Origin of the sequence: Pseudoduganella guangdongensis (genome assembly GCF_009857475.1) — a bacterium.
Taxonomy (GTDB): Bacteria; Pseudomonadota; Gammaproteobacteria; order Burkholderiales; family Burkholderiaceae_D; genus Rugamonas; species Rugamonas guangdongensis.
The window spans coordinates 35,942-59,103 of record NZ_WWCJ01000029.1 but is presented as its reverse complement, the minus strand read 5'-3'; the positions used below and the strand labels follow the sequence as shown (position 1 = coordinate 59,103).

The window sequence follows — 23,162 nt, the reverse complement described above, 5'->3', positions numbered from 1 at the left end:
AAACCGGACGTAGAATCTGGCAAAAATTTCGGAGAAGATGACAGTGGAATACCATTTAAAACAGACGTCACGAAAACTATTTGGAACATTCTTGATAGCGATCAGTACAAGTGCTGCAGCACATGACGCAGCTCATCCGGATACTCGCAAAAAAATAAATGACGCGGTTGATCGTTTTTATGAAGGAAAAAATCGCTACCGGCCGAGCCAGCCTTCCTTAACAACGCTCAGTCCAACAACATGTGATCAAACAACATATCCGAAAGATGCACGAATGTGGGAGTTGGAGGGCACTACAGTTCTAAGTTATCAAGTGAACATTAACGGGCGGGCTGTTAATGCCGAGGTATCCCGGTCCTCAGGATGGGCGTTATTAGATGAGTCAGCCATTAACGCTCTTTCTGCCTGCGTATTTTCACCGGAGGCAGTAATGGCTTGGCAAAAAAAGAGTTATAAATTTACGATTAACTAAATTCGAACGCGGTCGTCCGCTATGGGGCGTAAACCGCCTGTCGGAATGGTTCAGGTCTGGCCCTTTATCGGAAAATCGACTTTCAAGATCCAGCCCCGGCATTGGATGCGCCGCGCGATAAGGCTACTAAATGCCGAGGATGTGGGATCGTTTTCTACAAGCGTATTTATGGAACGCGCCACTGCATTTCATCCGTAGCTCAGGTTCGCCACCTCATACAAAAAGAGACGCGTGGAAGCCCCTGAATTCCGATTCCACGTTTTTCTGCCTGCCCTGCCAAAGGTCACAAACGTGAGAATCCGCGCACTTTTCATCAGGGCAAGATGATATGCTGCCGTTCTTTGTCTACTAGGCAGCACGTCTTTGAAGTTCTCCAAACCCCTAATGATTGGCGCGGCCATCGTCGCAGCTGCTGCGGCAGGCGCCGCCTACTATAAAACACGCGGCACGCCACCAACAGCAGTGGCGGCAGTCGCGGCCGAGACCGCAAATCCGCATGTGCCAATCCAGGCCGAGCTGCAAAGCATCCTGGCCAGCTACCGCAAGATCATCGTCCTGCTGGCCGACGAAAAATCCATGTCGGAGCCTGACCGCAAAGCCGCAGCCCAGGTGGGCCAGGTCCTCTTCCACGAAAACGTCGAGCGCTTCGGCAAGGTGCGGCAATTGCTGGCGAAGCTGCAGGAAGCGCCTGCATCCCAGCGCGACGCGGCCTACGACGCCCTACTCACCTACATCGAGTCCGATTCCGGCCTATACGACGCCGATCGCCTCGCCTTCCGCGAAGTGCTGGTCGAGATGCAGCGCCTGGCCGCTGCGAACCAGACGCTGCCAGGCATCAAGCTGCACAAGCGCGTGAGCGAAGACCTGGCGGCGCTGGAGGATATCGAGCGCCAGTATGACAAGGAGCTGCAGGGCATCTTTGCCCGCTTCGACCAGCGTGCCATCGTGCCGAAGCGCGAACGATGGGACGCGTATGTCGAGCATTTGAAAAAGCTGTTCAGCCGCGATCAGATCATGAAGGATTACGGCGTCATCGTGCCGTATCCCGTCAAGCATGGCAGCGACGATGCAGCGCCGGAGGATTTCGGCCGCTCCCTGCCACCGAAAACCGTGCTGCTCACCTTCGACGATGGTCCGCACGCCACCTACACCGACGAAGTAGCGGCCATCCTCAAGCAATACGGCGTGCCGGCGGTCTTCTTCCAGGTCGGGAAGAACCTGGGCCAGGTCGATGCCAAAGGCAAGGAGGCGCTGGGTAAGAATGCTGCGGCAAGCCGCCGCCTGTTGGAAGGCGGGCATGTGCTGGCCAACCACAGCTACAGCCACGCCTTGCTGTCCAAGGAAAAAGGCGACCAGCTGTATGGCGAGATCGCCCAAGCGGATCAGCTGCTGAAGGCGGTTGATACGCGCCGTTCGTCGTTATTCCGCTTCCCTTACGGCGCGCGCAATGCCGAAGGGATGGCGGTGCTGAACAAGCTGGGCCTGCGTTCGGTGATGTGGAATATCGATTCGCTCGACTGGGCCGATCCTGTGCCCACGTCCATCGCCAGCCGCGTGCTGGACCTGGTGGAAAAGGAAAAGCGCGGCATCATCCTGTTCCACGACATCCACGAGCGTACCGTTAAAACCTTGCCGCTGGTGCTGGACAAGCTGGTCGCCGAGGGCTACAGCTTTGCCACCTGGGACGGCAGCGAATTCACCATCACCAAGGCAGGCAAGCCGGCGCCCGACAAAGTCGCCGTCAGCACGGGCTATGCCGACAGCTATGCGGTGGTCATCGGCATCAACGATTACCAGAAGTGGCCCAAGCTGCACTACGCCGTGCAAGATGCGAAGGCGGTCCGCGACACGCTGGTCAACCGCTTTGGTTTCGACAACAGCCGCGTCTTCACCCTGACCAATGGCGAGGCAACCCGCAACAACATCCTCGCCCTCTTCCACGACAAGCTGGCGAACGCCAAGCTAAAAAAGGACGACAGGATCTTTGTCTTCTTCGCCGGCCATGGCGCGACGCGCCAACTGAGTTCTGGCCGTAGCCTGGGCTACATCGTGCCGGTGGATTCCGATCCGGACCAGGTCAGCGTGGATGCGATCCCCATGTCGGAGCTGCAAAACGTCGCCGAGAGCGTGAACTCCAAGCACCTGCTGTTCGTGATGGACGCCTGCTACAGCGGCCTTGGTCTGACCCGCGCCGGCGGCACGTCCGCCTTCTTGCGCGACAATGCGCGTCGCATTGGCCGCCAGATGCTGACTGCGGGCGGCGCCGACCAGATGGTGGCGGATGGCGGCCCGAATGGGCATTCGGTCTTCACCTGGACGCTGCTGCAGGCACTGGGCGGCAAGGCCGACTTGAATAGCGACGGCATGATAACCGCCACCGAGCTGGCCGCCTACGTGGCGCCGGCCGTGGCCAGCGTGTCGCAGCAGACACCGGCTTTCGGCAGCCTGCCGGGTTCGGAGGGCGGCGAGTTCGTATTCCAGTTGCCTGCCGAGGCCGAGTTCCTGAGCGAGGGAAGCGCCCAGCTTTCGCCGGAAGCCATCGCCCTTAATAGCAAACTGGATACCGGACGGCGCCAGCAAGCCGATGGCAACAGCGTCGTCGTGAAAAACCTGCAAGGCGAGGAGCAGAAGCTGGCCGCACCGAAGCCGGTGGATGCTTCCAGCCGGCAGCTGGCACAACGCGCCAATGACCGTGGCCTGCAGTTGTATAAGGAAAAGCAGTACGCGCAGGCGGAAGCTGCCTTCACCGAAGCCTTGAAGTACCGCCCGGACTTCGGCCTGGCCGCCAATAACCTTGGCTTCGTGTACTACAAGCAGGGCAAATATGCGGAAGCGGCGCGCTGGTTCGAGAACACGACCAAAATCGATGCTTCGCGCGCCATCGCATACCTGAACCTGGGCGATGCGCTCCAGCGGCAAGGCGATCTTGAGCGGGGCCGGAAAGCCTACACCAGCTTCCTGGAGCTGGCGCCCAACCATTCAAGTGCGGGATATGCGCGTGAACAATTGGCGAAACTGGGGACTGGCAGGCCGCAGTAGCACCTGCCCCCGACCTGCAACCGCCAGGCGTCAAGGCTGGCGGTGCAGGTTTTTTCAGCCCGGAACCCGGGCAATCACTTTGATCTCGAAGTCGAACCCGGCCAGCCAGTTCACCCCGACTGCGGTCCAATTCGGATAAGGCGCTTGCGGAAACATCTCGTCCTTAAGCGCCAGGACCGTAGCGAACTGGCGTTCTGGATCGGTGTGAAAAGTCGTCACGTCCACGATATCATCCAACCCGCATCCGCCCGCCTTTAGGGTCGCCTTCAGGTTCTCAAATGCCAGGCGCACTTGCGCTTCAAATTCCGGCTCCGGCGCCCCGTCGGTGCGGCTTCCGACCTGGCCGGACACAAACAGCAAATCCCCTGACCGAATCGCAGCCGAGTATTTATGGACTGCGTAAAGTTCATGCCGCCCCGCAGGGAAAATGGTTTCGCGCTTATTCATGATGCTTAACTCCGTGTGGTGAACAGTGCGGTCACTATAAATCGGACTATCATTCGGATAAACCGCAAAAACATCACCACACTGTTTGAGAAAACCAAACTATGGACAAACTAGAGGGCATGCGCGCATTCGTCCGGGTTGTTGAAGCCGGCAGCTTTACCAAAGCCGCAGAAACGCTGGACGTGAGCAAAACCACGGTCACGCAACTAGTGCAGCAGCTGGAGGCCAGCCTGCGCATCAAACTGCTCAACCGAACCACGCGTAAGGTGAACGTGACAACAGCCGGCGCCGCCTACTACGAGCGGGTGATCCGCCTGCTGGCCGAGCTTGACGATATCGAAGACAACATCCTCACCGAATCCAGCGCGCCGCGCGGCCTGCTGCGGGTGGATGTGCCCAGCCCGTTTGCCAACATCCTCCTGGTGCCGGCGCTGCCCGAATTCCACGCCCGCTTCCCGGATATCCAGCTCGAAATCGGCGCCAGCGACCGCAAAGTCGACCTCATTGGCGACAACGTGGATTGCGTGGTGCGCGGTGGCGAAATCGAAGACAGTTCCCTCGTTGCGCGACGCATCGCCGACCTTCAGTTAGGCGTGTACGCCGCGCCATCGTACCTGGACCAGGCAGGCACACCGGCGCATCCGGACGATTTGCGTAGGCCCGGCCACCGCATTGTCCAATACCGGTGGCGGAATGGTTTGCCATACGTGATGGAAAAGTCCGGGGAGCGTGTTAAAGTCAGCGGCCGCTACTTCCTGGCGATCGATGACGGCAACGCTTACCTTACCGCCGGTCTGGCAGGGTTGGGCGCACTATGGCTGCCGAAATACATGGCCAACGCCCATGTCGCCAGCGGCGCACTCGTTCCGCTGTTCACAGACTGGCACATCGAGCCTATGCCGCTGCACGTGGCATATCCGCCGAACCGCTATGTCCGCAGGCAGCTTCGGGTGTTCATTGACTGGATCGTTGAGCTGATGGCGCGGCACGATCTGCAGCGGCGGTAGAATCCCTACTCTTCTTCACCATTCCGAGGACGCAAACAAGTGAGCCCACATTCCGCATCAGGCCTGATCGACACGCTGGAGCAACTGGAAGCGCTGTTCGGCGAGGTAGGGCAGGCGTCGATCCAGAAAGAGCAAGCCTTCATCCATCCGCACTACCGCGCCATGATCGAAGCATCGCCGTTCGCCGTGCTGGCAACGTCGGGACCAGGTGGGCTGGATGCCTCGCCGCGCGGCGATACACCAGGCTTTGTGGTGGTGGAAGATGAACAGACCTTGCTGCTACCCGACCGGCGCGGCAACAACCGTATCGACAGCCTGCGCAACCTGATCGCCGACCCGCGCATGGCCTTGCTGTTCCTGATCCCGGGCTTGGGCGAGACACTGCGGGTGAATGGCACAGCGCGCATCAGCGTCGCACCGGAGCTGCTGCAACGCTTTGCGGTAGACGGCAAGCCGCCAAAGTGCGTGCTGGTGATTCGGGTGGAGACGGCATACTTCCAGTGCGCGCGGGCGATTCAACGCTCGCGCTTGTGGCTAGACTCAGCGAATGGCCTGGCGGCCGGGTTGCCCAGCCCCGGCACCATGCTGGCCGACTTCAGCAACGCGCAGATCAATGCCGAGCAATACGACCGGGAGCTGCCGGAGAGGCAAAGAACCACGCTCTATTGAGGCGCACCTCTCGTGTCAGAGGAAGTGCTTAACGAACAAAACTCCGAGGAAAATTGCGGCAATAAGTTGCTTGAACCGCCCCACCAGCCCCACGGGATAACTATCTTTGATTGCGGCCAAGCCGAAGATGACTGCCACAGCGATGCTGGTAAAGCGCACACCTTTGTCCCGGGAAATGTAGCAATCCAGTACGATGGCAATTGTCGCGACGAGGAAAAGCAGTCGCGTTCCAATTTGCGTAGGTCGATATTCCATTCAAAAATTACCAAATAAATAAAACCGCGCAAGCTTAGCGGCAAACCACTATGAAGCACAACCTTTTCTTATTCGACCTGGACGACACCCTCCTCGATTTCCGCGCTTCGGAAAAACTCTCGTTTGAGCGCGTCATGCACGGCCTTGGATTCGAGCAGCCGATCGATGGCCTTTTCCAGCAGTACCAAGCCTTCAATATGGCGTTGTGGCGGGCGTTCGAGGCCGGCACGGTGACGAAAGAACTCCTCAAGGTAGAGCGCTTCCGCCAAACCTTCCACGCCAATGGCCTGGAAATCGATCCGGCAGCGGCAAGCCACCGCTACCTTGAGTCGCTGTCGGAAACGGTGGTGCTGGTGGATGGCGCGCGGCGCGTTTGCGAGGCGCTGGCGGAGATTGGAGAAGTGGGCATCATCACCAACGGTGTGGCGCATATCCAGGACCGCCGCATTGCCAGCTCGGGGCTGGGCGGCTACATCTCGTTCACGGCGACTTCGGAAGCGTGCGGCTACGCCAAGCCGGATAGCCGCTTCTTCGAGTTCGCCACAAACATGGCGCGCACCTTCGCCAAGCATTCAACCATCATCATCGGCGACCGCCTGGACGCCGACATCCTCGGCGCCAACCGCTTCGGCATCGACAGTTGCTGGTTCAATCCAAATCAGCAGGACAACGACAGCGAGGCGCTGCCAACGTTCAGCGTTTCCCGCCTCGACGAGATTATGCCCGCGCTGCGTGGCCGGGCATAACGCTGCGCGGCGTGCTGAAATAGCGGCCTAGCGGGAGTTCGATCCAGCGGTGGAAGGCGGCGCCGGCGGCGAGGCTGGCGGCCCACGCGCACAGCATGCCGAGGCCCTGCAGCTCCGGCTCGGGCGGCACGAAGCGGGTGAAGGCGGCATTCACCAGCAGGCTGACCGGGAAGTGGATCAGGAACACGGCGTAGGAAATCTGCGCCAGCCAGTTGATGACGGCCCAGTCGCGCCCCTCCCCCGGCGTGCGGATGCGGCCGAACAGCACCAGCACGCACGCCACTACCAGGGCAAGCGCGATGCGGCTGCGGTAGTCGACCACCAGGGCCACCAGCGCAAGCACAACCGCCGCCAGCATCAACGCCACGGCGCCGGCCTTACGGCGCGGGTCGCTGGCCCACCATGCGGCCATGCCGAGGGCATAGCTGCCGAAGAAGTACGGCGCCCAGCTGTCCCACGATGAATCAAGATTAAAGTGCAGCAGCGACAAGGCGCAGCCAATCGCCACCAGGATCGGCAGCATCCAGGCGCGGCGGCCGGACAGCCACAGCATCGCCACCACCAGCGCATAGAGCTGGAAATCGATGGCGACGTACCAGGCGCCGGCGGATAACGCGGGATATTCAAGCACGCTTTGCAGCAGCAAGGCGTGGGCCGCCAGCTGCCCCAGCGTGGCGGGGTCGGAAATGGAGTCGTGCGTCATCCACATGGCGGCCAGCGCGGTGGCACCGGCAGCGAGCAGGGTGGCGGCGATGAAGGGTGGCGCGAGCTTAAGGTAGCGGCGCCAGATGGCGCCCAGCGGGTCGGCGATGCCGGGCTGCGCCTGCGGTGCCAGCGATTTGGCGGCGAGGAAGCCGCCCACCACCAGGAACACCTGCACCGCGATACGCGCGCTGTCGGCCAGCCAGTCCACCAGTTCGGGCAGCATGTGGCGCACGTGGTCGGCCATCGGGCCGTAAAAGGCCAGATGATGCAAAACGATCAACTGCGCTGCGCCTGCTTTTAGAAAATTGATAACGCCAAACTTCATTACGTCTGCTGCCGATAACGCGAAAGGCCGTCATCTTAACCGAGCCCAGCAGAAAGGTGGCGCGCGGCTTACCTGATGGAAGTCTCTAATCGCAGGCTGGTCTGCAGGGTGGCGCCGGACGCCAGCACGCTGCCGCCGGTGGTTTCGGGCGGGTAGCCCTGCAGGTTGAGCCAGTCGGTGCAGTTGCTGACCGGCTCCACGCAGAACCAGGGCGATTGCGGCGGCATATACAGGGCGAGCAGCGTCAGGGGCGCCAGGGCGCGCAGGGTGAGCGCGGCGTGGCGGTGGAAACCGCTGGCGGGCCAGTCCACCCGTGCCACGCCCTGCCAGCCGCAGAAGTTGTTATCCAGGCGCAGGCCCTGCACCGTGCGGCCTTGCGCCAGCTGGTTCAGCAGGGGCGGACGTTCCAGCTGCGTGGGCAGGCATTCGGCGTCGGTGGCCCACATGCCGGCCAGGTCGGCGGCCAGGCGCGTGCCGCGCCGGCGCGGCAGGTAGGGGTGGTGGCCCAGGCCGACCGGCATCGGCGTGGTGCCAAGGTTGCGGATGGAGAGGTCGATCAGCAGGCCCTGGTCGTCCAGACGGATCTCCTGCGTGGCCAGAAACGGCCACGGCCAGCCGTCCGCGCCTTCATGGCTCAGGGTCATGCGCGCGTGGGCCGGGCCGATGCGCTTGGATTGCCACGGCATTTGCCAGCCCAGGCCATGCAAGGCGTGCGGCGAGGTGCTGTGGTGCGGCTGCAGCGCGATATGGCGGCCGCCATACGTGGCGCGGCCCTCGCGCAGGCGGTTGGAGAACGGCAGCAAAGGAAAGCTGGCCATGGCGCGCGCATCGCGGGCGCGCAGCGCGCTGTCTTTGGCGGGGCGCAGCCAATGCCAGCGGCGGCCGCCTTCCAGCTCGCTGTAGAAGCGCGCGATCGAGCCGCCGATGCCAGGGGCAAGCTGGGCGCGCAAAGCGCCGTGCCGCAGCTGCAGGAGATTAGTGCGCATGGATCTGGAACCGGCTTTCGGCAAGGCCGCGCACTTCCATCACGGAGACGCGGAACAAGGCGCCGGCACGCGGTTGCAACGCCAGTTGCGCGGGTGAGAGGGATTGGCGCGAGCTGGTGACGAACAGCTCGTCCATCCCTTCCCCACCCAGCGACAAGGAGCCCGGTTGCGCCACGGGCAGCGGCAAGGTGCGTTCCAGTTCGCCTTGCGGGGTATAGCGCGCCAGCTGCCAGCCGCCCCATTGCGCGGTCCACAGGTGGCCGCCGGCATCGACGCAGGCGCCGTCCGGCACGCCGATGGCGAGCGTGGCGAAGACGCGCACGTTCGCCAGCGAGGGGTAGTCGCAGCACAGGATGCGCGAGTCGCGTGAATCGCAGAAGTACATGGTGGCGCCGTCGGGCGAGAAGCAGATGCTGTTGGCGATGCCCACCGGCGGCAGGTCGAGCATTTCCAGCGCGAAGTCGCTGTTCAGCCGGTAGAAGCGGCCCAGCGCGGCGTGGCCGGGCGCCTCGTTCATGGTGCCAAAGACGAAGCGCCCGCTGCGGTCGCAGCGTCCGTCGTTGATGCGCACGCCTTGCGGCAGGTCGAGCTGATGCAGGGTGTGGATGTTGCGGTCGGCCACGTTGAACAGCGCCAGGCGCGTGGCCATGCCAAGCAGGACAACGCCCTGGCGCGAAGTGGGCGCGAGCGAGGCGACGCGTTCCGGCATCTCCCAGCGGCGCAGCATATTGCCGTTGCTGGCGCATGAATACAATGCCGCGCCTTCGATATCGGTCCACCACAGGCGCTTGCTGTCGGCGCACCAATGCACTCCTTCTCCCAGCATGTCGCAATGCGCGGTCAGCGCGCGCGCCGTGCTGCCCATATCTGTCCGCCACTGGTATGCCATGCACTTCCTTCGTGAAAATTGTGCTGAATATGCTAGTGGTGCGCGCGATATGAGTCCAATCAACATTTGGACAACACTGATATCAATTCAGGTATGTTAAAAGCGGGGCTTGAACTGAAAGAAAGCCGCCATGACCGCCATTAATCCGAACTGGTTCCTGCGTGCGCGCCTGAAGACGCGCCAGCTGCTGCTGCTGATCGCCATCGATGACGAGCGCAATATCCACCGCGCGGCCGAGGCGTTATGCATGACGCAGCCGGCGGCGTCCAAGCAGCTCAAGGACCTGGAGGACATGCTCGGCATCTCGCTGTTCGAGCGCCTGCCGCGCGGCATGGAGCCGACCATTTACGGCGAGAGCATGATCCGCCATGCGCGCATGGCGCTGACCAGCCTGGCGCGCGCGCACGAGGATATCGTTGCGCTTAAATCGGGCCTGGCGGGCCAGGTCGATGTGGGCAGCGTCATGACCCCTGCCCTGCGCTTGCTGCCGCGCGCTATCACCCGCGTCAAGCAGCAGGTGCCGCAGTTGCGCATCGGCGTGCAGATCGAGTCGAGCAATGAGCTGCTGGCGCGGCTGGAGCGGGGCACGCTGGACTTCCTGCTGGCGCGTATGACCAGCTTCCATGACAACGCGAACCTGCAGTATGAGGAGCTGGCGCCGGAGCCGGTGGTGGCGGTGGCGCGCGCCGGCCATCCGCTGGCGGCACGCAAGGACTTGCGTTTGCAGGACCTGGCGCAGGCGCCTTGGATCACGCCGCCGCCCGGCAGCATCCTGCGCCAGCGCTTCGACCAGCTGTTCCACAATGCGGGGCTGGAACCGCCGGTCGATGTGGTCGATACCAGCGAGATCGTGCTGATCACCAGCATGCTGCAAATAAGCGATGCGCTGAACGTCATGTCGGCGGATGTGGCGCTGCGCTACCAGGAGCTGGGGCTGCTGGCCATCCTGCCGCTGGAACTGGACTGCCGCATGGATGCGTTCGGCATTATCCGCCGCCGCGACCGTATTTTGTCGCCGGGCGCGGAGTTGCTGCTGCAGGCGATCCGCAGCGAGGCGACCGCGCCGCAGCCGCAGCCGACCCCGGTGCCGGTGCCCGTGCCGGCGCTGGTGCAGGCCATCGATACCGCATTCGATATCGAAATCGCATAAAAAGTCATTGGATCGGTATCGCGCCGGGCGCTTAGCATGGCCTGGCACAAGACTATCCGGAGACATCCCTTGAGAAAACGATTCCTCGCGCGCGGCCTGGCCGGTGCGCTGCTCCTGATCGCGCCGCTGGCCAGCTTTGCGGCGCGCTCCCTTGAACTCAGTTCGCCCGGCCGCCAGTTGCGTGTGACCATCGACACCGGCGAGCGCCTGGCGTTCTCGGTCAGCCATCGCGGCGTGCCGCTGGTGCTGCCGACGCCGATCGGCCTGACCCTGAACGGCATCGGCACCCTGGGCGATAAGCCGCGCCTGACCGGCCAGCAGCGCCATAGCGTGGATGCGACGGTGCGTCCGGTGGTGGCGCAGAAATCGCGCCAGGTGCGCGACCATTACAACGCTTTACAGCTCGATTTCGCGGGCGGCTACGCGCTGGAAGTGCGGGCTTATGACGAGGGCATCGCTTACCGTTTTCGCACCAGCCTGCCCGGCCAGGTGACGGTCGAGGACGAGCTGGCGGGCGTCAACGTGCGGGCGCAGGATACGCTGTACTGGCCGCAGGAAAAGTCCATGCAGTCGCATAATGAGCACTACTATCAGCCGATGCCGGTGGCGGAAGCGGCGGGCAAGCTGGTTGGCGTGCCGGCCCTGGTGCAGGGCGGCGGCGTGCATATCGTTTATACCGAATCCGGCTTGCGCGATTATCCCGGCCTCTACCTGCGCGGCGAAGCTGCGGGCCTGCGCGCGGTGTTCCCGAAAGTGGCGCTGGCCGATATCGCGCGCGATGACCGCAATGTGCCGGTCACGCAGGAGGCGCCCTATATCGCGCGCACTGCGGGCAAGCGCGCCTTCCCCTGGCGCATCCTGGGCATCTCGGCCGATGCCGGCGGCCTGCTGCTGAACCAGATGCCTTACCTGCTGGCCGACCCGCAGGAGCTGCAGGAGACCGGCTGGATCAAGCCGGGCAAGGTGGCATGGGACTGGTACAACGGCAACAAGCTGTATGGCGTGCCGTTCAAGGCAGGCCTGGATACGCGCACCTATCGCCACTACATCGATTTCGCGGCGGAGAACAGCCTGGAATACATCATCATGGACGAAGGCTGGTACAAGCTGGGCGACCTGCTGGCCGTGAAGCCGGAAATCGATATGCAGCAGCTGATGGATTACGGCCGCGAGCGCGGCGTGGGCATCATCCTCTGGGTCTCGTGGAAGACGCTGGATGCGCAGATGACGGCGGCACTGGACCAGTTTGCGCGCTGGGGCGCGGCCGGCATCAAGGTCGATTTCATGCAGCGTTCGGACCAGTGGATGGTGAACTACTACGAGCGCGTGGCGAAGGAGGCGGCGGCGCGCAGGCTGCTGGTGGATTTCCACGGCAATTTCAAGCCGAGCGGCTTGCAGCGCACCTGGCCGAATGTGCTGACCTTCGAGGGCGTGAAGGGGCTGGAGAACAATAAATGGAGCGACAAGCAAACGCCGGAGCACGACGTGACCCTGCCCTTCATCCGCATGTTCGCGGGTCCGGTCGATTACACGCCCGGCGCCATGAGCAATGCGCATCGCAAGGACTTTGTGGCCAGCTTTGACCGGCCCATGAGCCAGGGCACGCGGGCGCACCAGTTGGCCATGTATGTGATCTATGAGAGTCCGCTGCAGATGCTGGCGGACAGCCCTTCGCAGTATCGCGCCAATGCCTCTTCGCTGGAGTTTATCCGGCAGGTGCCGGTGGAGTGGGATGAGAGCCGGGTGCTGCATGCGCAGTTGGGGCGCTATGTGGCGATGGCGCGCCGGCATGGCGATACCTGGTACGTGGGGGCGATGACGGGGGCTGATGGGCGGGATCTTGAGCTGGATCTTTCGTTCCTGGGCGACGGGGAGTACCTGGTCGACAGCATGGAGGATGGGCCGAATGCGGCGGTGTTTGCGATCGATGTGCAGAAAGGGAGCGCGCGAGTGACCCGCGCGAGCCGCTTGAACATGCAGCTGGCGCCGGGCGGCGGTTGGGCCGCGATTATTCGTAAGGTGAAGTGAGGAGAACCAGAATGCAGAACAAATTCCAGGTGCGCTTGATCGCGCTCGCCGCCGCCATGGCCGCTGCCGGGACGGCCGGCGCGGCAAGCGATGCCCCGGGCGCCGCACCGAGCGGCAAGACGGAAGCCCGCAGCCCGGCGCGCGCAGAGAACGCGGCGCGGCGCCATGGCGCGCCAAAGACGGACGGTGCGGCGGCGGGGGCGATGCCGCTGCCGTTCACGCCGCGCTGGCGAATCGATGGCGATGCGATCCGCTGGGATGTGAAGGACGCGCACCGCGACCAGCTGGAGATGAGCGGGCGCCAGGTGTCGGCGGTGATCGACTACGGCAGCCAGGCCGACGGCTCGCTGCTGCTGTCGCGCACCGTGGTGTGGCCGATGCTGCGCACCATCCCGGACGACACGCATGCCAGCCTGATTCGCAAATTCGGCGCGGAGGCAACACCGGCCATCGAGATCGACGGCCGGCCCGTCGCCGCCGAGCGCCTGCAGCAAGTGCGCTTCGACGGCCGCCTGGCCCTGCAATCGCAGCTGGCGCCCGGCCTTCTGCTCAAGCGCACCCTGACGCCCTCGCCCGACGAACCAGCCCTGGTGGAGCGCCTGGAACTGGTCAACACCGGCACAAGCGCGCGCAGCTACCGCTTTGCCGCGCTGGAGCGCAGCGAAACCACGCCGGCGGAACGCGGCACGCACGGCGCCTACGCGGTGGAGGTGCGCGCCCCGGCCAGCGCAGGCGTGCTGGCGCCCGGCGCGCGCGTACATGTGGACGTGATCATCAGCGGCCGCCTGCAAAACGAAATGGTGTACGTGGACGGCGGCGAAGCGCTGCAGGCGCGCGCGCAGAAGGTGGCGCAATGGCGCGGCAACCTGGTGCTGGAGACGCCGGAACCGGCGCTGGACGCCATGTTCGCCTTCTCCAAAGTGCGCGCGGCCGAAAGCGTGTTCGCCACGCGCGGCGGCCTGCTGCACGGCCCCGGCGGCACGCGCTACTACGCCGCCGTGTGGGCCAACGACCAGGCCGAATACGTCAACCCCTTCTTCCCCTACCTGGGCGACCGCGCCGCCGTGCAAAGCGCCATGACCAGCTTCGGCCTGTTCGCGCGCTATATGAACGCCGACTACAAGCCGATCCCCTCCTCCATCATCGCCGAAGGGCGCGGCTTCTGGAACGGCGCGGGCGACCGCGGCGACTGCGCCATGATCTCCTACGGCGCCAGCCAGTTCGCGCTGGCCCAGGGCGACAGCGGCACCGCGCGCCAGCTGCTGCCGCTGATCGACTGGTGCCTGGAGTTCACGCGCCGCAAGCGCGATACGCAAGGCATCATCCACTCCGACAGCGACGAGCTGGAAGGCCGCTTCCCGGCCGGCAAAGCCAACCTGTCGACCAACGTGCTGGCCTACGCCGGGCTGGAAGGGGCGGCGCGCCTGACCGCATCGCTGGGCGACAGGCAACGCGCCAGCGCCCTGCAGGAAGAAGCGCAGCAGCAGCGCGGCGCCATCGAGCGCTACTTCGGCGCGCGCATGGCGGGCTACGACACCTACCGCTATTACGACGGCAACGAGAAGCTGCGCGCCTGGATCGCCCTGCCGCTGGCGCTGGGCATCAACGAGCGCCAGCAAGGCACGGTGGCGGCGCTGCTGTCGCCGCAGCTGTGGAGCGAGAATGGCGTGATGACCGAAGCCGGCGACAAGACCTTCTGGGACCGCGCCACCCTGTACGCCCTGCGCGGCCTGCTCAAGGCGGGCGAACTGGAACGCACCATGCCTTACCTGCGCTACTACTCCAACCGCCGCCTGCTCGGAGACCACGTGCCGTACGCGGTGGAGGCCTGGCCGGAAGGCCAGCAGCGCCACCTGTCGGCGGAGAGCGGCTTGTACGCGCGCGTCATCACGGAAGGCCTGTTCGGCATCGAGGCGGCCAGCCTGCGCAGCTTTACCATCGCCCCGCGCCTGCCGCAAGGCTGGCCGCGCATGGCGCTGCGGCATGTGCGCGCATTCGGCGCCGGCAGCGAAGGCAGCGGCATCGACATTGCCACCACGCGCACTAAACGAGGCCAGCACGTGCTGGTGCGCCACAACGGCAAGGTGCTTCTCGACCAGGCGTGGGACGGCAAGGCGCCCCTGCTGGTGACTGTGCCGGAGTAAATGCGCACCCCATCACGTTTTCGGTATTAAAAGCGCAGAAAGATTCATTAGATCGCTATCACCGCTTTCCCTAGCATGTCTCCACGGCCGCCTTAGCGCGGCCGCTTTTTTACCACTCAGGAGACAAAATGAAGAGCCCTTCCCAACGCGTGCGGTTGACCATCATCGCACACGCCCTCGCCACAGCATTTGCCGCGCCGGCCTTTGCGCAATCGAACGCCACCGGCACCATCTTCGGCCAGGTCGCCAACTGCAACGGCGCCAGCGTAGTGCTGGAGAACACCGCGAATGGCGCGCGCCGCACCGTCAGCGTGGATGCCAGCGGGCGCTATACCGCCAACTCCATGCAGCCGGGCTCCTACAAGGTGATGCTGGTGTGCGACGGCAGCGTGACCCGCGCGCTGGAAGTGGAAGCGCTGATCGGCCAGGGCGTGGAAGCCTCGTTCGAAGCCATCCAGGCCGTCACCGTCACCAGCCGCCGCCCGACCATCGATGTCAGCAACACCAACAACGGCGCCGTCTTCACCGCGCGCCAGCTGGCCGCGCTGCCGATTGCGCAAAGCCTGTCGGGCATCATCCAGCTTGCGCCCGGCACCACGCGCGGCAATTCACGCATCGGCGGCGACAGCTTCGGCGGTGCCGGGGTCACGGAAAACGCCTACTACATCAACGGCTTCCCGGTCACCAATGTGTACCGCCAGATCGGCTCCACCACCCTGCCCTTCTTCGCCATCGGCCAGGCGCAGATCCTGCAAGGCGGCTATAGCGCCGAATTCGGCCGCTCCACCGGCGGCGTGGTGAACATCACCACCAAGAGCGGCACCAACAACTGGGAAGCCGGCGCCATCCTGCAATACACGCCCAAGGCGCTGCGCGCGGCGCCGGAAAACACCTACTACCCGCAGACCGGCGTCCATCCCAAAACCGACGGCAAACTGCTGACCTATCGCAACGACGACACCTTCAACACCGTGTTCGGCAGCGCCTACGTGGGCGGCCCGCTGGTCAAGGACAAGCTGTTCATGTTCGCCAACATCGAGCAGGAGCGCCAGCGCAGCAGCTACGTCAGCAAGAATTCCGATAGCCTGAACAAGAGCAACGGCTGGACCGAGCGCGAAGCGCGCACGCCGCGCTATATGGTCAAACTCGACTACAACATCAGCGACGACCACCGCCTGGAATTCACCCAGATCCACGATGAAAACAAGAAGACGCAGAAGAACTTCGGCTTCGACTACGCCACCCTGCAGCGCAACAACGTGCGCACCGGCGGCACCACCGGCGACGGCGCCATCACCAACGATTCGATCCTCAAATACACCGGCTTCCTGACCGACAAGCTGACCGTGACCGCGCTGGCGGGCCGCTTCAAGTCCACTTATCCGCAGAGCCGCGAAGGCTACCAGCCCGGCATCGCGCAAATCAACGCGCCGCCGAATGCCCGCGTCCCAGGCCTGGTCTACAACAACCCGCAGACCATCGGCGGCACCGTGCAGGTGGCGAATGCGGAAGACAAACAGTCCACGCTGCGCCTGGACCTGGAGTACAGCCTGGGACGGCACGCGCTGCGCGTTGGCATCGACCGCAACAACGTCTCCTCCATCAACGGCTCCGAACTGGCGGGCGGCGCCAGCTGGAACTACTTCAAGGACAATCCGGACAAGCGGGTGGCAACCGGCCAGGGCACGCCGGCGTCGGGCGGCGGCTATGGCCTGCAAGGCTATTACGTCAGCAAGTACCTGCAAAGCGACTCGGCCGCGCCGAAGACCGACCAGTCGGCGCAGTACATCCAGGATCGCTGGCAAGTGACCGACAAGCTGCTGCTCGACCTTGGCCTGCGCAATGAGCAGTTCACCAACAAGAACAGCTTCGGCGAATCATATGCCGCACAACGCCACATGCTGGCGCCGCGCCTGGGTGCCGCCTGGGACGTGTACGGCGACAGCCGCCTCAAAGCCTTCGCCAACCTGGGGCGCTACCACCTGCAGATCCCGACCAGTGTCGCGCTGCGCCTGGCCGGCAACCCGGTCCACATCGACAACTACTACACCTACACCGGCGTCGATCCCGCCACCGGCATCCCGACCGGCCTGGTGTCCCTCGGCGCGCCCTACTCGCCGGGCAACGAATTCGGCAAAGCCAAGGACCCGCGCCAGGTGGCGTCGAGCAACCTGGGGGCGACCTACCAGGACGAGCTGGCGCTGGGCTTCGAAGCCGCCGTGTCGCCGCAGTACACCGCCGGCGCCAAATTCACCTTCCGCACCCTGCGCAATACGATCGAGGACTGGTGCGACGGGCGCCCGCTGCAAGCCTGGGCCAAGCGCAATAACGTGGACGCCAGCAAGTACAACATGCCGTGCCTGCTGATCAACCCGGGCCGAGACAACACGCTGACGCTGGACCTGGCCGGCAACGGCCAACTGGTCGCGATCCCGCTGACGGCGGAAGATATCGGCCTGCCCAAGGTCAAGCGCCTCTACACCGCGCTCGACTTGTTCGTGGAGCACCCGCTGCGCAACAACTGGTACGGCAAGCTGACCTACACCCTGTCGCGCAGCAAGGGCAATATGGAAGGCCAGGTCATGTCCGACATCGGCCAGGCCGATATCGCTGCCACCACCTCCTTCGACTTCCCGGAGCTGATGGACTATGCGAACGGCCCGCTGCCAAACGATCACACGCATGTGATCAAGGCCTATGGCTTCTACAAGCTGAACGAGGAATGGTCGTTGGGCAGCAATGTCAATATCGTGACCGGTGCGCCGAAATCGTGCATCGGCAATGTGCCGACCGCGCAGAACCCGGATGGCCAGAATCCGGGCGCGGGCTACGGTTCCTCGGTGTTCTATTGCGACCAGAAGCCGGCCCCGCGCGGCTCCCTGGGCCGCATGCCGACCGACCTGCGCATCGCGCTGAACGCGACGTACACGCCGCGCATGATCAAGGGCTTGTCGCTCAAGGCTGACGTGTTCAACCTGCTGAATCGCCAGACCACCATGGCGACCCAGCCGGTCTACAACTCGGGCGCCGATTCGGTCAGCGCGTTCTACGGCCAGGTACTGGGCCGCGCACCGGAACGCCAGGTGCGTTTGTCGGCCGAGTACCACCACAAGTTCTAACGGCCGGTATCCTTCAGGTATTCGGCGCGGGCGGCCAGGGCGGTGTCGGCAAAGTCGGTGAACAGGCCGTCGATGCCGATGGCGTAGAACTGCTTGTACTCCTGCACCGGATCACCCTTGTAGTTGCCAGCCAGGCGGCGCTTTTCGTTGCGGAAGGTGTAGGGATGCACGAACAAGCCCGCCTTGTGGGCGTCGGCCACCAGCGTGGTCGGCGCCTGGGTGGTGGTGTCGGTCTCGTTGATCTTGCCGTCGCCGTTCACGTCCATCACCTTGCCGCTGGCGTCCAGCGTGCCTTTCACGCTCACGATATAGCGCTTCCACGGGCCGATGCCATCGGCATAGGTCTTGATCTCGGCCAGGCCGGCCGGCGTCACCATATCGCTGAACATCCGTTTGTCGCCCGCCTGCGCCCAGTCGTAAGGACGGTTGTACGGCGCGGCGTAGGTCAGCGCGCCGGTTTTCAGGTCGACATCGTCGGCGTCGATCAGCTGCACCATTTTCAGCTTGGAACCCTTGCTGCGCATGTATTTCAGGCTGCCCGGCTCGAAGGATTGGATGAACACCGGCGCGCTGGCGTCGCTCCAGCCGGCGCTGGACAGCAATGCCAGCAGCTTGTCTTCCAGCGGCACGCCCTGCTGGCGGTGGAAGGTCGGGTTCTTGGTTTCCGGGTAGATGACGATATTGCGGCCGCTCTTCTTGATCATGTCGATGATCTCTTGCACGGTCGCGATCTTGTACTTGCCGTTGAACTGCTGCGGGCGTTCGGCGTCGGTTGCAATGCCGCCCAGGGTCTTGATCTCGGCCAAGGTGAAGTCGCTGGCGAACCAGCCTTCCTGCACGTCGCCATCGACGCTCAGCTTGCGCTTGCGCGCCGCGAATTCGGGATGGTCGGCGACGTCAGTGCTGAAGGCCAGGTTGGGATCGTGGCGCGCGATCAGCACACCGTCCTTGGTCGAGACCACGTCCGGTTCAATGGCGTCGGCGCCCTGCTCGATCGCCCTGGCGTAGGCTTCCACCGTCTGCTCCGGGATATAGCCGCTGGCGCCGCGGTGCGCCACCACCAGGGCCGGCTTGCCGTCCAGGGTCGGCAGCGGGGCTTGCCCGTTGCCGCCACAGGCGGCCAATGCCGCCGCTGCCGCTACTACCGATACCGTCTTCTTCATGTCCCGCCTCGTTAAAAGTTAAAAACGAGGCGGATTCTAGGTGGCGAAAATGACAGGCTTGTGAATTATGCAATCGTGCGCTGCCTGGCTTGCCAGATGTCGTAAGCGGCCTGCAGGTGCAGCCACGACTCAGCGCTGCCGCCCAGTGCATCGGATAAACGGATCGCCATCTCCGGGCTGACGGCCGCGTGGCCATGCAGTACTCTCGACAAGGCCACGCGCGAAATCCCCAACCGTCGTGCAAACTCGATGACGGTCATGCCGGATTCGGCAAACACGCCATCGCGAATCACTTTGCCGGGATGAGGGGGATTGTGCATAGTCCCCAGAGATTACTTCTTTTTCGCGAGAGACGCTTCGTAGATGGTTTTGGCGTCTTTGTGGGCTTGGTCGACGGTGCGCAGTTTCTTGTCCTCGTCGTGGCGGACGAAGAACTCGGCGTCTTGCGCGGCCATTACCAGCTTGACGGCGGCGGCATCTGGTACGTTGTATTTTTCGAAGATCAGGGTGGTCACTTCGTCGAGGTATTCTTCGTAGGTCATATTGGCTCCTTGGCGCGAGGGCAGCATTATGCCCAAGCTTGTGACAATGCGCGCATCTTTCTGGCAGGTATGGACTCTATAATGTTTCCCTGACTCAACAAAAATCCTTCCCGCCCGTGGTAAAACAGCTTCTCCTGTGGGCCGCCCTGGCCCTCTCCCCTGTCGCCCTCGCACAACCCGCCAAAGCCGCCGATCCGTTAAGCAAAGCGACCCTGGCGACCGATTATCTTGAGCGCGAACTAGGTGCGCGCTTGACTCCCCTGCCGGGGAAAGCCTTCCTGCCGGGGCAGTCCAGCAAGAACCAGTACTCGCCTGAACAGATGGCCGCCGTGCGCGCCGTGCTGGGTGCCGACAGCCCCCTGCAGGTCAAGCGCCTGCCAGCGGCTACCGGCAGCAGTTACAGTATCACCCTGCCGGCGGGCCAGTACCAGGACAGTGCAGAAAACCTGGCGTGGGAAACAGGCAGCCTGGTAGCACGCACGCAGCGCGATGGCAGCGTGACGGTGCGCGGCCAGATGGCTGCGCTGCGCATTGCCGACAAGGTCGGCGCGACCAACGCCAAGGGCATCCGCTTTGAATCCAGTCAGCAGCGCGACTACTGGAGCGGCAAAAGCGAGGTAATGGTCGACACGATCGACATCTCGCCAGCCGATCCGAAAGGGGTGTCGGGCAGCTTCGAGCAGTTCCGTCACCGCCTGCACATCGAGCGGGACGGCAAGGGCTATGGTGGGCGTCTGGAATTCGGCATCGGCCGTTTGCTGCTGGGCGGGCACGGCGTAGAGAACGTGCAAATCGCCGCGCGCCTGCATCAGCTCCACCCGGCGACACTGGGCCAACTGCAAAAGGAGGGACTGGCACGACAAGCCAAAGGCGGCACCGGCCGGGACTCGTTCGACGTACTCTCGCGCAATCTCCCCGCCATCAAACGCCTGGCCATGCGCGGCGCCACGCTGGAGCTGGAGCAGTTCAGCTTGCGCTACAAAGGACACGAACTCGCGATCAGCGGCAGCTTCGCCATGCCGAACGCCAGCGAGGCCGAATTCGCCTCGCGGGCGGCGGTGCTGAACAAGCTCCATGCCAAGCTTGACGTGACCGTGCCGCTGTCGCTGCTGCGCCAGATCGCCAACGACATCGCAATCAGCGCCACCGGCAAAGGGAAGCAGGAGATCTCGCCAGCCGAGTTGGGCGCGCGGATCTATGAGAAGCAAGTGGGTGACTTGATCGCCAAACAGTACGCCTAGCGTGAAAAGGACATGCTGCGCACCACGCTGGAACTGCAGGCCGGCGTCTTGAAGGTCAATGGCCAGGCCGTTCCTCTCGCGGTCTTATTGGCCGCATTAGGCAACAAGGATGGCAGCAAAACCCCGCCTGCCGACTATTCCGCTCCGGTCACCCTATCCATGCGCGAGCGCGGGCTGGAAGTGGCCGAGGTGTTTGCCTTGAATGGTGATGTGGCCGGGCAGTTTGACCTGTGCGACCGCTATTTGAATGGCATCGGCGTAGCAAAGGATACGGATGCCGCCGTCCGCTGGTGCCAAAAAGCCTACGCCGAAGGCAGCGGCAATGCGGCCCGTGCGCTGGCGCGGCTGAAGCTTCAAGGCCGCTACCATGGCGACTTCCAAAGCGTGCTGGCGCGGTTGCAGGAACAGGCCGATAACGACGGTTCCCGCGAAGCGCAATTTCTGATGTCGCGCCTGCTGGAAGATCGCGAAAAGGCAGACGCCTACCTGCGCAGCGCAGCAGCAAAGGGCTTTCCGGAAGCCCTGGCCCTGCTCCCGGGCAGTGTCGACGAGACGAAGGATGCGCCGTCGACCGATTCGCCCTGGCAGCTGGAATTGGAAGCCGCAGCCGGCCACTACGACCGTGAGGACTATCAATTCGAGCGGCGCATGAGTCGCCACCTGCGCATATCGCTCGACGACATCAAGCACCATGAGAAGTGGGCGCCCATGGCCGGGATCTGCCTGAATGCCGTCATGCCGAGCGACGCGGCGTGCCTGCGCCTGCAGGCAGACGCAAACACCAACCGCATTACCGTATCTGCCGAACTTATTTACAAAGGCGGCTCCAACAAGCCCCAGCGCAAGGCACTGAAGCAGCGCTTCGAGCCGGGCGAAGTGATTGACGTGGTGGCCTGGGCCGACGACTACCAGGCATATTTCGCCGTCAATGGCGGCGCGCCGCTCGTGCTCGACATCGGCTTCCCGGCCGAGACCATTTCCTTCCCCTGCTCGGGCGGCACCTGCCGCGTGGAGTTCCAGCGCGCACCGGAGTAAATGCGACTCTTGCAGAATGTCTTTTAGCTCTATATAATTCATGCCCTTCGGGTCGTTAGCTCAGTTGGTAGAGCAGCGGACTTTTAATCCGTTGGTCGCAGGTTCGAGCCCCGCACGGCCTACCAGTATCAGTGAAAACGCCAGCCTTCGGGCTGGCGTTTTCATTTCTGGCTATACTCGGTCTCCCCTCTTCCTTGCGAGACCGCCATGCATTACGTCCTGATGTACGATTACGCCCCCGACTACCTGGCGCGCCGCGCCGAGTTCCGCGACGAGCACTTGCAGCTGGCGTGGGAATCGCACGGGCGCGGCGAATTCCAGCTGGGCGGCGTGCTGGCCGAACCGGTCGACAGCGCGCTGCTGTGGTTCAAGGCCGAATCGGCGGCCGTGGTGGAGCAGTTCGTCGCGCGCGATCCCTATGTGAAGCACGGGCTGGTGCTCAATTGGCGCATCCGTCCCTGGATGACGGTGGCGGGCACGCTGGCCGATGCCCCGATATATCCAGTGCAATAAGCGTATATTTTTCACCAAGTGTGACTTTTGGAGAGCTTGCGCGAAAAAGCTCTGGCTAGAATCTGCTATCCAAGTTTCCGGACAGCAAATGAGCAACAATATTTACGCCGCCCCCCTCGCCAACCTCGATGAACAGCCGCGCGCTGCGCTGGATGACCGCTTCTACGTGGTCGCCACGCGCAAAATGCTGATCCTGTTCTTCCTCACCATGGGCATGTACCAGCTGTACTGGTACTACAAAAACTGGGCACTGTACGACCGCGCCACCGCCGCGCGCCTGTGGCCGATTCCGCGCGCGGTGTTCGCCCTCTTCTCCACCCACAGCCTGTTTCGCCGCATCGGCGAACACGACCCCAGCGGCAAGCGTGGCCCCTGGGATAGTGGCAGCTACGCTGCCGCCATGGTGTTCTTGCTGGTGGTGGGCTATGTGCTGGCCTGGGCCGGGCGCGACTCGTTCTTCTTCGACGTGATCAATATGTTCCTGCTGCTGCTGATCGGCCTGCTGATGAAGCAGGTGCAGCTTGAGGTCAACGCCCGCTGCGGCGACCCGGCAGGCGCCGGCAACAGAGAATTCACCGGCGCCAATTACGCCTGGTGCGTGTTTGGCGGCATGCTGTGGCTCCTGGTGCTGGCGGGCTGGCTGCTGCCGCTTCCCGCCGAGGGCAATTTATGAGAGAGTGAGCCTTT

At 63.4% G+C, this 23,162-nt stretch carries 21 protein-coding genes and 1 tRNA gene; 14 read left to right on the top strand and 8 right to left on the bottom strand.

All coding sequences use genetic code 11. The annotated features are described in order from the left end of the window. Positions 1-43 precede the first annotated feature (43 nt). Positions 44-472, top strand: a complete 429-nt coding sequence (locus GTP41_RS27685) for an energy transducer TonB (RefSeq protein WP_161028386.1) — start codon at positions 44-46, stop codon at positions 470-472. Positions 473-835: 363 nt separating this feature from the next. Next, positions 836-3,511: a polysaccharide deacetylase family protein gene (locus GTP41_RS25395; protein WP_229503069.1), complete on the top strand. Its 2,676-nt coding sequence runs from the start codon at positions 836-838 to the stop codon at positions 3,509-3,511. Positions 3,512-3,565: 54 nt separating this feature from the next. Here the strand turns inward: GTP41_RS25395 and GTP41_RS25390 are convergent, their stop codons facing one another. Then, positions 3,566-3,958: a RidA family protein gene (locus GTP41_RS25390; protein ID WP_161028385.1), complete on the bottom strand. Its 393-nt coding sequence runs from the start codon at positions 3,956-3,958 to the stop codon at positions 3,566-3,568. A 101-nt stretch (positions 3,959-4,059) separates the two neighbouring features. On the opposite strand from GTP41_RS25390, the gene GTP41_RS25385 reads away from it, so the two are divergent. Together GTP41_RS25385 and GTP41_RS25380 are read left to right on the top strand one after the other, a co-directional pair. Then, positions 4,060-4,965, top strand: a complete 906-nt coding sequence (locus GTP41_RS25385; protein ID WP_161028384.1) for a LysR family transcriptional regulator — start codon at positions 4,060-4,062, stop codon at positions 4,963-4,965. A gap of 39 nt (positions 4,966-5,004) precedes the next feature. After that, the gene (locus GTP41_RS25380) at positions 5,005-5,634 is read left to right on the top strand and encodes a pyridoxamine 5'-phosphate oxidase family protein (protein ID WP_371867408.1); all 630 of its coding nucleotides are present in this window, start codon (positions 5,005-5,007) and stop codon (positions 5,632-5,634) included. A gap of 15 nt (positions 5,635-5,649) precedes the next feature. Here GTP41_RS25380 and GTP41_RS25375 read toward each other — a convergent pair whose 3' ends face one another. Then, entirely contained in the window at positions 5,650-5,889 is a 240-nt protein-coding gene (locus GTP41_RS25375; protein ID WP_161028383.1) for a hypothetical protein, read from the bottom strand. Between the two features lie 50 nt (positions 5,890-5,939). Here GTP41_RS25375 and GTP41_RS25370 point away from each other — a divergent pair, with 50 nt between their 5' ends. Then, positions 5,940-6,635 (top strand): YjjG family noncanonical pyrimidine nucleotidase, encoded by a 696-nt coding sequence (locus tag GTP41_RS25370; RefSeq protein WP_161028382.1) that lies wholly within the window; start codon positions 5,940-5,942, stop codon positions 6,633-6,635. On the opposite strand, the gene GTP41_RS25365 is transcribed toward GTP41_RS25370, so the two are convergent. The 3 genes from GTP41_RS25365 to GTP41_RS25355 all read right to left on the bottom strand — a co-directional run bounded on the left by GTP41_RS25365 (position 6,607) and on the right by GTP41_RS25355 (position 9,540). Next, entirely contained in the window at positions 6,607-7,665 is a 1,059-nt protein-coding gene (locus GTP41_RS25365) for an acyltransferase family protein (RefSeq protein WP_161028381.1), read from the bottom strand. The genes GTP41_RS25370 and GTP41_RS25365 overlap by 29 nt on opposite strands. Positions 7,666-7,733: 68 nt before the next feature. Continuing rightward, complete coding sequence (locus GTP41_RS25360; RefSeq protein ID WP_161028380.1) at positions 7,734-8,651, bottom strand: aldose 1-epimerase; 918 nt, start codon at positions 8,649-8,651, stop codon at positions 7,734-7,736. Continuing rightward, positions 8,641-9,540, bottom strand: coding sequence for an SMP-30/gluconolactonase/LRE family protein (locus tag GTP41_RS25355; protein ID WP_229503068.1), 900 nt, complete (start codon positions 9,538-9,540; stop codon positions 8,641-8,643). The genes GTP41_RS25360 and GTP41_RS25355 overlap by 11 nt, the downstream gene beginning before the upstream one ends. 130 nt (positions 9,541-9,670) lie before the next feature. Between GTP41_RS25355 and GTP41_RS25350 the strand changes: the two genes are divergently transcribed. From GTP41_RS25350 to GTP41_RS25335, 4 genes are all read left to right on the top strand, one after another. Next, complete coding sequence (locus tag GTP41_RS25350) at positions 9,671-10,690, top strand: LysR family transcriptional regulator (RefSeq protein ID WP_161028379.1); 1,020 nt, start codon at positions 9,671-9,673, stop codon at positions 10,688-10,690. Between the two features lie 69 nt (positions 10,691-10,759). Continuing rightward, positions 10,760-12,718 (top strand): glycoside hydrolase family 97 protein, encoded by a 1,959-nt coding sequence (locus GTP41_RS25345; protein ID WP_229503067.1) that lies wholly within the window; start codon positions 10,760-10,762, stop codon positions 12,716-12,718. A gap of 11 nt (positions 12,719-12,729) precedes the next feature. Continuing rightward, complete coding sequence (locus tag GTP41_RS25340) at positions 12,730-14,862, top strand: glucosidase family protein (protein ID WP_229503066.1); 2,133 nt, start codon at positions 12,730-12,732, stop codon at positions 14,860-14,862. A 128-nt stretch (positions 14,863-14,990) separates the two neighbouring features. Continuing rightward, a complete protein-coding gene (locus GTP41_RS25335) occupies positions 14,991-17,981 on the top strand; it encodes a TonB-dependent receptor (RefSeq protein ID WP_161028377.1) in 2,991 nt (996 codons plus the stop codon). Here GTP41_RS25335 and GTP41_RS25330 read toward each other — a convergent pair. The 3 genes from GTP41_RS25330 to GTP41_RS25320 form a co-directional block, all read right to left on the bottom strand. Beyond that, positions 17,978-19,144 carry a glycerophosphodiester phosphodiesterase gene (locus GTP41_RS25330; protein WP_161028376.1) on the bottom strand — a complete coding sequence of 389 codons (1,167 nt, stop codon included), beginning with the start codon at positions 19,142-19,144 and terminating at the stop codon, positions 17,978-17,980. The genes GTP41_RS25335 and GTP41_RS25330 overlap by 4 nt on opposite strands. Positions 19,145-19,209: 65 nt before the next feature. Beyond that, positions 19,210-19,473 carry a HigA family addiction module antitoxin gene (locus tag GTP41_RS25325; RefSeq protein WP_202419884.1) on the bottom strand — a complete coding sequence of 88 codons (264 nt, stop codon included), beginning with the start codon at positions 19,471-19,473 and terminating at the stop codon, positions 19,210-19,212. Positions 19,474-19,476: 3 nt separating this feature from the next. After that, the gene (locus GTP41_RS25320) at positions 19,477-19,686 is read right to left on the bottom strand and encodes a hypothetical protein (RefSeq protein ID WP_161028374.1); all 210 of its coding nucleotides are present in this window, start codon (positions 19,684-19,686) and stop codon (positions 19,477-19,479) included. Between the two features lie 116 nt (positions 19,687-19,802). Here GTP41_RS25320 and GTP41_RS25315 point away from each other — a divergent pair, with 116 nt between their 5' ends. The 5 genes from GTP41_RS25315 (at position 19,803) to GTP41_RS25295 (ending at position 23,148) form a co-directional block, all read left to right on the top strand. Next, positions 19,803-20,927, top strand: a complete 1,125-nt coding sequence (locus GTP41_RS25315; RefSeq protein ID WP_161028373.1) for a DUF945 family protein — start codon at positions 19,803-19,805, stop codon at positions 20,925-20,927. Between the two features lie 12 nt (positions 20,928-20,939). After that, positions 20,940-21,962: a tetratricopeptide repeat protein gene (locus tag GTP41_RS25310; RefSeq protein ID WP_161028372.1), complete on the top strand. Its 1,023-nt coding sequence runs from the start codon at positions 20,940-20,942 to the stop codon at positions 21,960-21,962. 49 nt (positions 21,963-22,011) lie between these two features. Continuing rightward, positions 22,012-22,087 (top strand) — tRNA-Lys (locus GTP41_RS25305). Positions 22,088-22,169: 82 nt separating this feature from the next. Continuing rightward, entirely contained in the window at positions 22,170-22,475 is a 306-nt protein-coding gene (locus GTP41_RS25300) for a YciI-like protein (RefSeq protein ID WP_161028371.1), read from the top strand. An 88-nt stretch (positions 22,476-22,563) separates the two neighbouring features. After that, the gene (locus GTP41_RS25295; protein ID WP_161028370.1) at positions 22,564-23,148 is read left to right on the top strand and encodes a hypothetical protein; all 585 of its coding nucleotides are present in this window, start codon (positions 22,564-22,566) and stop codon (positions 23,146-23,148) included. The last annotated feature ends 14 nt before the right edge of the window (positions 23,149-23,162 follow it).